The following is a 14605-nucleotide window of genomic DNA, read 5'->3' on the forward strand; positions in this document are numbered from 1 at the left end:
ATATATACCTACTAAATAATTATAACATAAAAGCAATAAAAAAGCAAGGAAAACCTTTGAAATTCCTTACTTTTTTAGGTGTATGATTTTAAATTTCGTGGCAAAGTCGGGTAGGTGCAAAACTTTGTTTTGCACGGAGTTTTATGGCATTCTGGCAGCTTTGACGCTTACGACCTTTTCATCTACAGTAGCCTATGCTATAATAGCCCACGTGCGAAGCCAGCCTGCTTGATGTTTTACATTCTATATGCCAGGATATAGATGTTTTCAGGTGAGCAGGCGTGCTAACGCTCATTTTTAAAGGAAAAATTTTCAAGGAGAGATACTATGGCAAGTATGGAACAAATCGCGAGTTACATTTTGCGGGGCTTGAACAACGAGTGGATTCCACAAGCCTTGGCCAAGGCAAAGAGCGTATACGGTTGGTCTTTTGAAAACCGTGGAGTCAATTTTAACAGAATCAGCATATCTACAGCCAACGACCCCAACGATTGTCGTCTGGCCTATCTAAACGGCAATCCGTATTATGCTACTTTGCCCCTTAGCTCCTACATTCATGAGGACATGCATCTGGTCATCAATACGGCGCATCTGGATAAGATTGATACAAGCACAACCAGCGGTCTTACCTTTGACCGCACACGTGCCTTGGACAAAGATATAACCGTTGCTATTGGCAAGGCTCTTGCCTATGCCAATATGCACCGCACCGACAATCCCAATGATTTGGAGAGCCTCATTGCCGATGGTTTCGGTGAGATGCTGGTAGGTGCAGATGGTCCCACGCTGGAGAACGCTTCGCTTTTTCTTATAGACCAGGTGCAGCATGACATCTTTGGCCGTCCATTCAAAGGAGAAGATGCTGGCGGTTATCTCTACATGAAATCACTGCTCAATTATAGCCATCTTTGGGGTAAAACACCCCAGCAGACTTTGAGTGATGCAGTTGCCTTCCTTAGCAATAGCCATACTACTGTCAATGGCCTGCTTGTCGATGACATGCTAAAAACAATCACTAACGGCGTGGTCACCAATCAAAATGACGTAGGTAATTTTGTGCAGGATGCCTGCAATACCCCTGCTGGCAACCCAAATATGAGAGACACATATCGCCGCGAATGGCATGATTTCTTGCGCCAGACCTGTGGTATCAATTTAGACGATGATGATACTGGAGCTATTACCGGCTCTGATTACGGCGGTCCGGTGCAGACAGTGGAAAGCGTAGTGCCGGAAAACACCAGCCCGGTGAGCTGGCAAGCCTTGGGCGGCAACCTCTCAAAAATATCCGGCTTGAATGTCTATTATTCAAATGAACTGATACAGTTTTCCCAGACGCCTATCCAGGAGGGCGGCAAACTGATCGGCAACGGCTCTACCAATGATGTCATACAAGCCGGCACCGGCCAGACCAGCCTCTGGGGAGGCGGGGCTTCTTCTGATGTTCTGATAGGCAACAAGAGTGGACAGGCCGAATATTTCTTCCTCAGTGGCGACGGCCATGATACCATCAGGAACGGCAACTGGGGGGCAGGCAAGGACAAGCTTTATCTTGACCTCAACCACGGCTTTGGCTACAGCATCAATGGCAACAATGTCGATCTGCAACTTGGCGGCGACCAACTGACCATAGAAGGAGTTGGTTCCAATGTGGTAGATTTCACCACAGATAACCAAACTACCCATCATGTCAAATTTGGCAAGGCTGGTAGCATTATCACTTACGAGGATAATGTGGATGTCTACCTGGGTAGCAGCAACAGCACCTTGAAGGTGACCGGCAACGGCCCCCAGGTCTGGGCTAACGGTACCCAGGGCAAAGTCTTTGACGGCATCACCAAGCTTGACGGCTCTGCCGCCAACAACGTCCTCCTGGCCGGCAATGGCAATGTCAACGAAACCATCATAGGTGGCGCGGCCTCCAGCAGCCTGTGGGGCGGTCAGGGTAGCTCAGCAGACACACTCACCGGGGGGCGTGGCTCCAACGATTATTACTATGGCCTGGGCGACGGCAGGGATGTCATCACCGCTGCCAATGCTAACGATAAGATTATGCTCTACAACACGGGACTGGAAGGCATAGCAGGCATCGATGACCATGGCGCCAGCATGACCGTCACCATGGTTGACGGCGGCACCCTTACGCTGAACCATGTAGATGACAATGCCACCTTCGTGCTGTCCAACGGACAGTCATTCAAACATAACAGCAAGTCTAAGGGTTGGATGCCAGCCTAAAGCAGCCGTAAGATTAAAGAAAGCAGACATACTTGATGTGTGTCTGCTTCTTTTAGTTTAGAAAAAGGTATTTTCTGAATGCGACAAAAATCCACTGGCGCTTACAATTGCATCTATCAGCTGCTTGTCCGGCCTTTTGTAAAAGTAAAAATCATCTACCGTAACCCGGCGCGTATAATATTTCAGCGCTCCTTCATCACCCTCGCCGGGGAAGCAGCGGCTGCTGCCCGCCTGTATGATATAGGGCTCTCCCCTGTCATCGGTTCCCAAATACATCATGGCGTGCCCCGGGCTGAACAGCATATCCCCAGGACGCAGCTGCCCCAAAGCCTGCAGCCTTTCCTTCCTGCTCATTCCCTCGGCAAAAGATACCTTGGCCGGCACAAAGTCACGCTGTCTGTTGGCATCACCGGGAATATCCAGGCCCAGGCTGCGGTACACATCAGCCGTGAGCAGGGAGCAGTCAACGCCCCCTTCCAGGCCGCCCCAGCCGTAAAGGTCCATATAGAAACGGAAAGCCTGACGAATCAGGTTGTTTTCGGAAAAGGGTAGATACCCCTTGTGAACCGTCTCATCATCCGGCACAGCCACTTCCGCCTCCTGAAGGATGCCGTTCACCTTCAGAGCTGAGAATGAAGCCGTGCTCTGCCAGCTTGCGGTGCATCTTATGATAAGGTGTTTCCCACTGCAGATATTCATCACTTGTTTGATTCATAATCATCCGGAAGCTTATGGGTCTTGTTTACAAGCAGTCCATAGTCAATAACACTGCCAACTGCTGCCATCGGACTTTCCTGTGCGGCTGTAACGGGCATAGCACAAAATATGTTCACGCTCACGGCACCTATGACTGCAGCTGCTAAAACGCTTTTTGCTTTCACTCTCATTGTCTCTCCTTTGACGTAAAGTGCCTCACGCATATTTTCATCACTCTTGCCTGCTAACTGGAATCTCATTTATGCACAAGCTGGCGGTGCCGTCCTCATGGGCCTCCATGACAGCCCTGACCCCAAAGGGCAGGTAAATATTGTCCTTGTCATGGCCTGCGGGCACCCCCTTCAGCCAGGGCTTGCCGGAAAGTCTGGCATAATAGGCCAGCACTTCATCCAGACGGAAATCCCCTTCCTCGTAATCATCATCTGCCCCTGTGAAATCACCCACAACAACGCCGTTCACCCGTGAGAGCAGTCCGCTTTGCCAAAGCTGCTGCAAGGCCCGGTCAATGCCATAAGTGGCCTCCCCCACATCCTCCAGGAACAGGATAGCTCCCTCCCCCTGCAGTTCATAAGGAGTACCAATCAGGGACTGCACAATGGTCAAATTGCCGCCGATGACAGGCCCTTCAGCCCGCCCTGCGCTTATAGCCTGCAAGCTTTTGCCAGCTGGCAGCGGTATTTCTCCGGGATAAAGGCTGCCGCTTACACCCTTGGCGAAAATTTCCCTGGTGAAAGCCTTTTGGGAAGTATTGTCTTCAAAAGAAGTCAGCATGGGACCATGCACCGTAGACAAACGACTCTTTTCTCCCAAAGCGATATGCAGAGCCGTAACATCACTATAACCTATGAACTGCTTGGGATGCTGGCGGATGGCTTCATAGTCCAGCTTGTCCAGCACCCGGGAGGAACCGTAGCCCCCCCGAAGGCAAAGAATGGCCTTTACCTCATCATCAGCAAAGAAATGATTGAGGTCAGCGGCTCGCTGTGAATCTGTGCCAGCAAAATAGCCGTACTGGGCCTTGCAGGAAGGAGCCAGCTTCACCTTGTAGCCCAATTTTTCCAAATACCTGACAGCATTTTTCAGTTCATCTACATCCGTATTGGAAGCCGGGGCCAATACCCCGATGGTGTCTCCAGGGCTCAGGGCACACCCTCGCACCACCTCCATTTTCTCCGTCTGTGGCGCAGCCAACGCTGTCTGACACTGAGGCAGGCAGGAAATGCCAGGTACGGGAGCCAAGGTTATAGCCACTCCCATAGAAGCAGCCAAAAACATTTTTTTCATAAGTGACCTCTCTTATTTCTTCTTCATCAGTTCCTCAGCAATGCAGTAGGTCCGCTTGAGTATCCCTTCCCCGAAGGATTTGACCAATTGTGCCCCACAGCAGTTGTTGGAGTGTATGAAGGTATCACAGCGGGAGACAAGATAAATGCCGTAGAAATAGTTCACCGTGGTGTCTTCCACATAACGCTCGTATTCCTCCGGGCTTCTGCGCATGGTTTCCAGCTCGCTTATGGTCTGGGCCACCTCGAAATCCGAGACACTATAACGCTCCTGGGCTACGGTGATGACCTTGCCGGGAAATGCTTCCTTCGTGGCATGGAGAAGATCCCTGTCCTCCGTGGCCAGCATAATGCCATCATATCCCCCCTCTTCAAAAAATTTCCTGATAATGGGAATAGCAGTTTCGGCAGGAATGGCAGCTGCGCCACCCTCGAAATTGGCCTTGAAGAAGTCCGAGCCACGCAGGAGCACTCCAAGCATCCTCCTGCCCTGCAACACGAAGCTTTCGTACTCCCGCAGATGTTCCAGGAAGGTGGGGCTCAAGGTGCTGAGCTTGAAGCTGGTGACACGTTTGCCGCCAAAGTCCTTGCAAATCAGCAGGGGCAGGAAATTCTCGATGCTGATGACACTGTTCCTGCTGTAGGCATCCAGCGGCGTCATTTTCACATTGAAATACTTTGACAGCAGCCTGTCGCTGTAGCGGGAGGTGCCGGGACGGGCGGTGACCTTCAGCCCCGTGGGCTTCATGAAATTCACCAGATCCGTATAGGTGCCCAGGATGGAGCCGATGCCCTCATCCCTGGGCAGATTCAGTTCCAAATAGCGGGCGCTCCTGTGCCTGCCCTTGGCAATCCACTGATGGAGCATCACATGGTGGAAGCAGGTGATGGAATCCACCGTGTCATAGTTCTTGTTGAACATGGAGGAAAAGTAGGTGGCTATCACCCTCAGAAGCCCCGGCTCATCCTTCTCCGGCATCTTCCCTCCCACCTGCAGCCTGTCAGAAGCCGGATAAAACCACATCATACGCTCATCCTGGCAGAAAATCTTCACTTCCGTATCCCGCAGGAAAATCAACGTGAGCGCCACAGTGTATTCATTGGCTTCCTCAAACCATACCCTGTCCTTTCCCTCCAGCAGGGTGAAACATAGCAAGTGGCTGTGTTCATCGTAATCGTGGTATGGGGGGAAGGAGTAATAGGTGCGGAAAAGCTCAGCAGTGGAATAGTCAGGAGAGGCCTCAGCCCAGGCTTGATTGTCCACATACTCCAGGTCATACATTTCGCCGTTTTCCCGCTCCACATGGAAAAATCTTTCCCCATCCATGATGCCCTCCTGAGCCGCATGGAATACCAGCGGGCTATGAGGAATCATGCGGTAGGATTTATTTTTGTCATAGGGTACGATTTTGAGCATCGTCTCAACCTCCCAAATAAGCCAGGCTTTCCCGCAGGTATCTGACAAAGGCCTCAGCCTTCTCCTCAGAGTAAAAGCCCCCTGAATAGACGAACTGGCGGGTGAGCTTCTCCTCCCCCTCCGTATCCACCAAAGTCAGCAGCAGCACCCCCATAGGCTGGGAGCGGTCAGCCGGGATGGTCACTTCCTCCGCCAAAGCGGCGATTTTCCCCAGGGAAAAGATATCCTTCTGGTAGAGGTAAATCAGGCTATTGACCGTCGGGTTATCCTTGAAAAGCCCTCCCTGGAAGGCCCTGTTATGGGAAAGGGTGAAGGCAGTCTGGGCCTGCACCCGGCCCTTGATAACCCCAGGGGAAGCCCCTGGCTCCACTTCCAGCTGCAGGGGCAAGTACTTCACAAAGCCCCCGGCGCTATTGCTGCGCAGGTAATCGTCCCGGCCATTGTAAGTCCAGTAAACAGCAGCTCTATCCTCCCCGTTGCACCTGGCAACAGCCATAGCCGCCGCGGCCAGATGGCAGGTGTTTTCATCAGCATTATAACGGGAAAATGTTTCCGTCAGCACATGGGGCGCTGCATCCGGACCGGGCAGGTCAGGCTCCAGCAGGCCGCTGCAATTTTCCAGGCCATACTTCTCCTCATATTCCCGCAGCACAGCCTCCCTGTCCTCGCTGAATTCCTGCTCCAGCAGATAGTAGTAATAGTCCGGGGGCAGTTCCTCGCCCTCATAGGCACGGCAGATATTGTCCCGGATTACCTGCAGGCCTGTGCCGTCCATCAGCACATGGTGGAACAGCATATAGAAGTAAATGCCCTGCTCCGTCTTGAAGATGCGCCGGTGATGCAGCAACCCCTTAGCCATATCAAAGGCGTAACTGCCTCCCTGCACCAGCTCCCACATCTCTGCCTCCGTCACTTCCTCCACCTCGGTAGGCGCAAAGAGTTCCGGGTCATAGCGCTGCACGAAGCTGCCTGCTTCCGTTTTGACCAGCCTGGTCAGCAGAATTGGATGATGGCGGTAGACCTGATCCACTGCCCGAAGGAATCTGTTCATTTCCACAGACTCCTTCAATTTCAGGAGTGTCTGAACTCTGGCAATGGGGTAATTCAGCTCCGTCCCCAGCCTGTCCTGCCACAGGCACATCAGCTGCAGCAGGGGCATATCCTTTTGCCGCGCCTTCCTCTCCCTCTCCTCTATATCTGCCGCCGATTTTTTCATCAGCGGAGCCAGTTTCCGGGGAGTTCTGGCCTTGTAGAGATCTGCTGCGGAAAAAGTCCAGCCCCTTTCCCCTGCCAGGGCAATCAGGCGGATAGTGCCCAGGGAATCTCCCCCCAGCAAATAGAAGTCATGCTCTGCGCCAAAGTCTTCCACGCCCAGTTCCAAAACCTCTGCCATGATCTGGCAAAGGTCCTGTTCTGCCTCACCTACAGGCGCAACATATTTCTGACTGCCAGCATCCACCTTGGGCGGCTCCAGCAGACGGCGCACAATCTTGCCGTGGGCATTGGTGGGCATCTTCTCCAAGGGCACATAATAAGTGGGCAGCATATAGTGGGGCAGGATATCCGCCAGGGGTGCCAGGTTCACCGTCAGAGCACCTGATGCGCAAGGATGCGCTAGTGCGGACCCAGGAGCGTGACGCGACTGTTTTGAGTCCGCGTCCTTGAAGATACCCGCCGCTTTCGCTTCGCCCTCAAGGTAGTACAGGCAGATATAGGAGCGGCCTTTTTCCTCGAAGCACCTGGCTATGACGGTATCAAGACCCGTGAGCTTGCGGAAGGCTGACTCGATTTCCCCCGGCTCCACCCGGTTGCCGTTGATTTTGAACATATCATCAGAGCGGCCCATGTAATAGTACATACCGTCTGCCTCCCTCCGGGCCAGGTCCCCCGTGTGGAAATAACCTCCCCGGAAGGCTTCGGCAGTTTTCTCCGGCAGGTGCATATACTCGCGCATATATACGTTTTTGAAGCAAATCTCTCCTTCGCCGGGCCCTTCGATGCGGTTGCCCTCCTCGTCCTCCAGATGCAAGTCCAGGCTGTCAATTACAGGCTTCCCCAGAGGGGCGTTGTCGTAGCTTCTGTCCAGCTCCTTTTGCAGTACACAGAATCCTGCTTCGCTGAGGGAGTACAGAATCCTCACCTGTGGTTTGCCACCCTCATAATAGATGCCGCTGGCACTTTCCCCGCCGATGACAATGTAATCAAGATAGGGGCTGGGGTCTTTATACATGCGCAGATAGGAGGGGGTGACAAAGAAATTGTATACCTTCTTTTCCTTGAAGACAGCCTGCAGCCTTGCGAAGTCGCGCAACAGTTCTGCAGAAACGATCAGCAATGGGCGCAGGTAGTTGAAGAAATTTACTGTATAGATAATGGTGGCCACAAAGGAAAAAGGTGTCAACAGGGCCACAGGCTCCTCATGGTACTCCTGCCGACGCTCTTCATACAGGGCGATGAGGTCCAGATTGCCATACTCATGCAGGATGCCCTTGGGATTGCCTGTGGAGCCGGAGGTGTAAATGGCCAGGGCAGCATCATGGGGGGCAGTCTCCTCGAAACCTTCAAGCACCTTTTCTTCCGACATGATACGGTTATAAGCTGTTTCGTCAACAAGGGCCTTCGCTCCCGTATCCTGGTGTATGAACTCAAGGCGGTGGGCAGGATAGTCCTGTTCCGAAATCACCAGGGCCGCCCCGGCTTTCCACACCCCCATCATGGCCACCAGCCCCGTCACGCCCCGGGGCATGACCAGCTGCACAAAGTCCTCCCGTCCTATGCCCTGGCCCTTCAGCCAGGCATAGATTTTCCCTGAGGCCTCATCCAGTTCCCCGTAAGTCATTTCCCTGTTATCGTCAATCAGGGCTATTCGGTCCGCATATTTTTTCATCACGCCTGCGGCGTGCTGCATAAAATCTCCCATGCCTATCCCTCACTCAAATAAGCCACTGCTTCCAGGTAAAGCTTCTGGAACTTCTCCACCTTTGCTTCGGAGAAACGCTCCGGGGAGCAGATCACGCAAAGGCGCAGCATCTCCTCCTCCGCATCGTCCACCACCGAAGCCACGAAGAAGGGCCAGGCCCCCGCCATCCATATAGGCATGATGGGCATGGAGCAGCAGATAACAATTTTCCTCAGTCTGGTAAAACTTCACCCTGCATCGTACGCAAAATCAGGTTCTACATGATAGCTGTCAATGACCATCTCAATCTTGCCATACTCGTGCAAATCCCCCTTTGGGTTGCCCGTGGTTCCAGAAGTGTATACGGCAAAACAGGCATCATGAGGATCAGTTTCCTCCCTATAATCAAGCGCAAAGGCCAAACGCCCGGCAAACTTCGTGCAGTTGCGGGCAAGTTGTTCCATAAAGGGCCGCATGGGTTGTCCTCCTTTGACCTGTATTTTCATAGATAATTTATGCTCGCTAGTATGTATAGCTGATTTTAGAATTACCCCGTAAATCGTAGACCTTACCTGCCCCGTGAAACGGGGAAGGGGGACCGCCGCTAGGCGGTGGAAGGGGCGAAAGAGAGCGTAACGGCTTCGATTCCCCCTTCCACCGGCTTCGCCGGTCCCCCTCCCCCGCAAGCGGTGGAGGTAATATCTGCTAGTAACGTAGCTCTCCTAAATGTAATAATTCACTGCTCGAAAGCTATTCCCAACTCTACAAAAGTCTTTTCAATCGCCCTAAAGTAATCTTCACCAGCAAATCCCTGTGCATACTGGACGCTTATCTTCTCTCCCATTTCCCAGAAATAAAGCATCACAGGGAAAGGCGGCTGGTCCTTGTAGGCTGGCTCCATCTTCACCACAGCCTTGCTCATATCCTCCCCTGCTGCACCGCCGATGTAACTGACGCAGAGATTGCTTCTTCCTACATAGTCAAGGATTACCTTCGTGAATTCTGCCGCATCACCCTTGGCCGCTCCGGCCAGAAGATTGGTCTCATGGGCGATATGCTCATAGGACAGTTGGCGATAGAAAGACGCGCTGATTCTCTCAGCTTCTTCCCGGGGCAGGCCGGGCAGCAGCTTATCGGGATAAAAGTCCAGATACATGTGGGGCACGCTGGCATTCTGGAAGGTTTCCTTCACCCCCAGGATATCTCTGGTGTCAATGGGACAGCGAATCCTGATGGTCTTGTCATTGTCCGGCGATACCATCTGCAAAGCTCTGGCCAAAATATAAGCTGACAAGCTCTGGGGCGACAAACCCATTTTCCCCCGGCAGGCCTCGAAGGACTGGCGGTCTATCAGGAAGTCCCGGCAAAGACTGCCCCCGTTTTCCTGCGGTTCTGAAACCATGAAGATGTCCCCTGCTCCTGTATCTTCTAGCTTGAATCCTTCCGGCAGAGGCCATTCGTACTTCATCACATCAGCCGACGCGCCTTCCTGAGCGTCCCCGAAGCTGATTTCCCTGCCTTTGAAAGCTTCCAAAAGGGCCTGGGCGAACTTCATAAAGCCATGTCCATCGGTGATGGCATGACATACGCAGAGAGTCAGTTCACCTCCCCGATAGCTGGCAAAGGCGAAGTGTCCCTGCAGCTCTGGTTCATCAAAGCGCTGAGGCAGATAACCATGGAAAAGAGGAATCATGTCATCCAGCCTTTTGAACGTCAGACGGGGCACATTTTCGTGGAACTCCAGTCCAAAGGCAATGTATGGGCAGGCCTGCACAGCCTTCCGCACAGCCTGCTCCAGCCTTTCTCCGTCCACTTCTTCCCGCAGGGTAAACTTGAAATTGATTCCTGCGGCAGCAGACATGACCTCGTCCTTGTTCCGGGTGAAGAAGCTGCCTGTATAGGAATCCAATTTCCCGGTGGCCAGATACTGCTGATAGTCCCCGGCAAAATGCTGCCGGATTTCCGCCAGCCTCCGCAGTGTTTCCGGACTTGTACCGCTGCCCTTTTCCAACAGCCGGGCAAGTTTCCTGGGGGTGCGGGCTGCATAGATATCCCCCGCCTTCAGGGCATAGCCCCGCTCCCCTGCCAGGGCCACCAGACGGATAGTGCGCAAAGAGTCCCCACCCATCAGGTAAAAGTCGTGAGTTGCGCCTATACAATCCAGTCCCAGCACCTCTGACATAAGCTGGCAGATAATGCTTTCCATTTCGCTGGCCGGGGCTGCATAGGCCTGCTGTTCCGCTTCCACCTTGGGCGGCTCCAGCAGGCGGCGCACAATCTTGCCGTGGTCATTCACTGGCATCTTTTCCAAAGGCAGATAGTAAGTGGGCAGCATATAGCGTGGCAGTATATCCGCAAGCTGCGACAGGCTCACCGTCAGCTCGCCTGCATGGAAGATTCCCGCCGTCTCCGCTTCGCCACGGAGATAATACATACAGATATAGGAGCGGCCTTTTTCCTCAAAGCATTTGGCCATCACGGTGGACAGGCCTGTGACCTTGCGGAAAGCTGACTCGATTTCTCCCGGCTCCACCCGGTTGCCGTTGATCTTGAACATATCGTCAGAGCGGCCAATGTAATAGTACATCCCATCCGCATCCCGCCTGGCCAGGTCCCCCGTATGGAAATATCCCCCCCGGAAAGCTTCGGCGGTTTTCTCCGGCAGATGCATATACTCGCGCATATATATGTTTTTGAAGCAGATTTCTCCCTCGCCAGGTCCTTCTATGCGGTTGCCCTCCTCGTCCTCCAGATGCACGTCCAGACTGGCAATCACAGGCTTGCCCAGAGGTGCGTTGTCGTAGCTCCTGTCCAAATCCTTCTGCAGCACATAGAACCCTGCTTCGCTAAGGGAGTAAAGGACCCGCACCCTTGGCTTGCCGCCTTCATAATAGATACCGCTGGCATTTTCTCCGCCGATGACAATGTAATCCAGATAGGGGCTGGGGTCTTTGTACATGCGCAGATATGACGGGGTGACAAAGAGATTGTAAACCTTCTTTTCCCTGAAGAAGGCCTGCAGACCGGCAAAATCACGCAACAGTTCTGCAGAAACAATCAACAGTGGCCGCAGATGGTTGAAGCAGTTGACAGTATAAATAATGGTGATCATAAAGGAAAAAGGTGCCACCAGAGCCACCGGCTCCTGGTGGTACTCCTGCTGCCGCTCATCGTACAGGGCGATGAGGTCCAGATTGCCATACTCATGCAAGATGCCCTTGGGATTCCCCGTAGAACCAGAGGTGTAAATGGCCAAGGCCGCATCATGGGAGTCAGTCTCCTGGAAACCGTCAAGCATGGCTTCTTCCGCCATAATCCGCTGGTAGGCCTTTTCGTCAATAACCACCTTCGCCCCCATATCCTTACGGATAAACTCAATGCGGTGGGCAGGATAATCCTGCTCCGAAATCACGAAGGCCGCCCCTGCTTTCCACACGCCCAGCATGGCCGCAAGGCCCGTCACCCCCCGGGGCATGACCAGCTGCACGAAGTCCTCCCGGCCTATGCCCTGTTTTTTCAGCCAGCCATAAATCTTGCCGGAAGCCTCGTCCAGCTCCCCATAGGTCATTGCCCTGTTTTCATCAAGCAGGGCAATTTTATCCGCGTATTTTTTCATCACGCCTGCGGCGTGCTGCATGAAATCCCCCATGCTGCCTCCTCCTTCAGGAATGCCTGGTATCTAGCACTATATGAGTGCTGTTCATGCCCATGATATAGTCATAAGTGATCTGGCTGGCCAGCTTCTGCAGCAGGCAGAGATTCACCAGATTATCCTTTTCGCTGTACTCCGTAGGATTGCCGGACTCACCCAGGCTGCGGTAATCTATCTCCACCCTGTCTTCATAGAGCCGCAAAAGCACATCCAGCGGCTGGCCCTGCTTTTGATACTGGCTGGTATAGACAGCCATTTCCTCCACGGCCAGACCCGCAATATTCGCTTTGTTCTCCGGCAAGCCAGCCCTTTTCAGCCTCCTGGAAACCTCCTCCGAAACCTGGGAAATGACCTCTGGCTCACTGGATGAGCGTATCTCTTTGTCCTTACTTCGACAACAATATCTTTTTTCCTTTTCCTGGCTGGCACTACAAAACTTCGTGCGAAACAACGTTTCGCATCCCTAAAGGGACTAACTTCGTGTCGCTGCGCCCTTACACGAAATCTAAGTTCATCTGCGCCCTGTCGGGCTTGATTCACTAAGATTTCATAGTAAAAAAGCCCCGGCAACATAAGCTGCCGGAGCTTCACAAAACTTATTTATTTGGCATGACGGGTAATCTCTGCCTCTACATAATCGATAGGTCCGGAAATAGGCACAGAAGGTTTCCTGATGGTGGTCCTCACCGATGCAAAATGAGCATACTTAGCCAAGATCCTGTCACCAATATGAGCAGCCAGGGTGAGGAGCATCTGGAAGCGCTTGTTCTCAGTGACATCCTTTACAATATCATAGATGGCGGCTGTATCCACACCATCGCTCAGGGCATCAGTCTCAGCCACCTTGTCATCCTTGGTCTCAACCTCTACATCAATGTAGAATTTCTGCCCCTGCTCACGCTCATACTCGTAAACACCATGGAAACCATAGAACATCATGTTGTGAATCCTGATCTTTGCCATTACGGTCACTCCTTATACAAGCAATTATTTTGGAAGCTGAGAATCCTGCTTAACTACCTGCATATTTCGCTACATTGGGCAAAAATCCTGCTTAGTTCGTAAAAAGTTTATCCCAAAAAGCATAGGCGGCCATAAGACCAACCAGTGCCAAAAGAAAGAGGTCTCCCATAAGCTTATTCCTTCCTCAGATTAAAAGAAAATAAGGAGAGGCTTACCGCCTCTCCTAAAACGCAATATCACATTACACGGCGTGCCCCAATGTAGCAGGAACCCCAATAGGAGCTGTACAAAGAGTCAATGGCAACGCCACGGCTGGAAGAGGCATTGATGAAGCTGCCATCCCCCAGATAGATGCCCACATGGGAAGCACCATAGTCATACGTAGAGAAGAATACCAGGTCACCTGCTACCAGTTCATCGGTAGAGACAGGATAGCCGCATTCATACTGCTCGTCCGCCATGCGGGGCAGATAAATGCCTGCCTGGGCAAATACATAGCGCACATAGCCGGAGCAGTCAAAACCGCTGGGCGTCGTACCGCCAAAGACATAAGGTACGCCGATATACTGCATGGAGTCCGCCACTACACGGCGGGAAATATAGTTAGAACCACGGCTTACCTCAGGCATTGCCTTGCCCAAAAGTGCGGTATAAGTGGTAGGACCAACCAGTCCGTCAGCCTCCAGCCCCTGTGAAGCCTGGAATGCCTTGACGGCCTCGGCCGTCGCCGGCCCGAAATCACCATCCGCAGCAACATCATACCCTAAACTAGCCAACTGTCCCTGGATTTCTGCTACATCGCTGCCCTGATCTCCCACGCGGAATGCGGAAGCCGCTGCCACCATTGTAAACCAGCACATGAGGACAACCGATAAAGTCATAATGCGAAACGCCTTACTCAAAAAACCTCTCCCTTCCTCACACTACATTCATTTGTTTCAGACAATTTTCAGATTTGCTTCAAACATAGAAACAGGCTGCCTCAAAAGGAGCAGCCAGTCCATATTTCAAGCAAATATAAGTCAGCGTAAGCAATCAATAAGCCGAGTTCTGTGCCGCCGGATGGCGGTGATGATCATTTATCTAGGCAGGGGGATTGCTCCCTCGCTCAAGCGACTTAACCCGGAAGGTCCGCGGGCCGCATCAACCCTTCCCTATTCAGTCTTGCTCCGTGTGGGGTTTACCAAAGCCAGCCAGTCACCTGACTGCTGGTGCGCTCTTACCGCACCTTTCCACCCTTACCGGAATCCTCCGGCGGTCTAAATCTCTATGGCACTTTCCCTAAGGTCACCCTCGCTGGACGTTATCCAGCACACTGCCCTGTGGAGCCCGGACTTTCCTCATCTGTGCACAAGGCACAGCCGCGATCATCCTGACAACTTACACCAACGTTGACGATTATAACACATTTAGTATGTCATGTCAAATCAGGTACT

12 protein-coding genes and 1 other RNA gene are annotated in these 14605 nt (G+C 52.6%); 1 reads left to right on the plus strand and 12 read right to left on the minus strand.

Annotated elements, in window-relative coordinates; genetic code table 11:
* Positions 1–327: 327 nt before the first annotated feature.
* On the plus strand, positions 328–2238 hold the full coding sequence (locus P159_RS0111920) for a calcium-binding protein (protein WP_185753718.1): 1911 nt from the start codon (positions 328–330) through the stop codon (positions 2236–2238).
* Positions 2239–2295: 57 nt separating this feature from the next.
* On the opposite strand, the gene P159_RS19515 is transcribed toward P159_RS0111920, so the two are convergent.
* From P159_RS19515 to rnpB, 12 genes are all read right to left on the minus strand, one after another.
* Positions 2296–2829, minus strand: coding sequence for an NlpC/P60 family protein (locus P159_RS19515; RefSeq protein ID WP_185753719.1), 534 nt, complete (start codon positions 2827–2829; stop codon positions 2296–2298).
* Between the two features lie 107 nt (positions 2830–2936).
* Positions 2937–3158 (minus strand): hypothetical protein, encoded by a 222-nt coding sequence (locus tag P159_RS0111930; protein ID WP_185753720.1) that lies wholly within the window; start codon positions 3156–3158, stop codon positions 2937–2939.
* Between the two features lie 7 nt (positions 3159–3165).
* Complete coding sequence (locus P159_RS0111935; RefSeq protein ID WP_221174093.1) at positions 3166–4239, minus strand: LD-carboxypeptidase; 1074 nt, start codon at positions 4237–4239, stop codon at positions 3166–3168.
* Between the two features lie 12 nt (positions 4240–4251).
* Positions 4252–5655: a hypothetical protein gene (locus P159_RS0111940; protein WP_029544338.1), complete on the minus strand. Its 1404-nt coding sequence runs from the start codon at positions 5653–5655 to the stop codon at positions 4252–4254.
* Positions 5656–5659: 4 nt separating this feature from the next.
* Positions 5660–8575 carry an AMP-binding protein gene (locus tag P159_RS0111945; RefSeq protein WP_029544340.1) on the minus strand — a complete coding sequence of 972 codons (2916 nt, stop codon included), beginning with the start codon at positions 8573–8575 and terminating at the stop codon, positions 5660–5662.
* Positions 8576–8577: 2 nt separating this feature from the next.
* On the minus strand, positions 8578–8754 hold the full coding sequence (locus tag P159_RS0111950) for a hypothetical protein (RefSeq protein ID WP_185753721.1): 177 nt from the start codon (positions 8752–8754) through the stop codon (positions 8578–8580).
* Positions 8755–8802: 48 nt separating this feature from the next.
* A complete protein-coding gene (locus P159_RS0111955; protein WP_029544343.1) occupies positions 8803–9030 on the minus strand; it encodes an AMP-binding protein in 228 nt (75 codons plus the stop codon).
* Positions 9031–9290: 260 nt separating this feature from the next.
* Positions 9291–12203 carry a non-ribosomal peptide synthetase gene (locus P159_RS0111960; RefSeq protein ID WP_029544345.1) on the minus strand — a complete coding sequence of 971 codons (2913 nt, stop codon included), beginning with the start codon at positions 12201–12203 and terminating at the stop codon, positions 9291–9293.
* 13 nt (positions 12204–12216) lie between these two features.
* Positions 12217–12657, minus strand: a complete 441-nt coding sequence (locus tag P159_RS0111965) for a hypothetical protein (protein WP_185753722.1) — start codon at positions 12655–12657, stop codon at positions 12217–12219.
* Positions 12658–12806: 149 nt separating this feature from the next.
* A complete protein-coding gene (folB, locus tag P159_RS0111970) occupies positions 12807–13169 on the minus strand; it encodes a dihydroneopterin aldolase (RefSeq protein WP_029544349.1) in 363 nt (120 codons plus the stop codon).
* Between the two features lie 236 nt (positions 13170–13405).
* Entirely contained in the window at positions 13406–14071 is a 666-nt protein-coding gene (locus P159_RS0111975; protein WP_029544350.1) for an NlpC/P60 family protein, read from the minus strand.
* Between the two features lie 122 nt (positions 14072–14193).
* An RNA gene (gene rnpB / locus P159_RS19730) (RNase P RNA component class A) lies at positions 14194–14552 on the minus strand.
* Positions 14553–14605: the final 53 nt, after the last annotated feature.

Origin of the sequence: Selenomonas sp. AB3002, from assembly GCF_000702545.1 — a bacterium.
Taxonomy (GTDB): domain Bacteria; phylum Bacillota; class Negativicutes; order Selenomonadales; family Selenomonadaceae; genus Selenomonas_B; species Selenomonas_B ruminantium_A.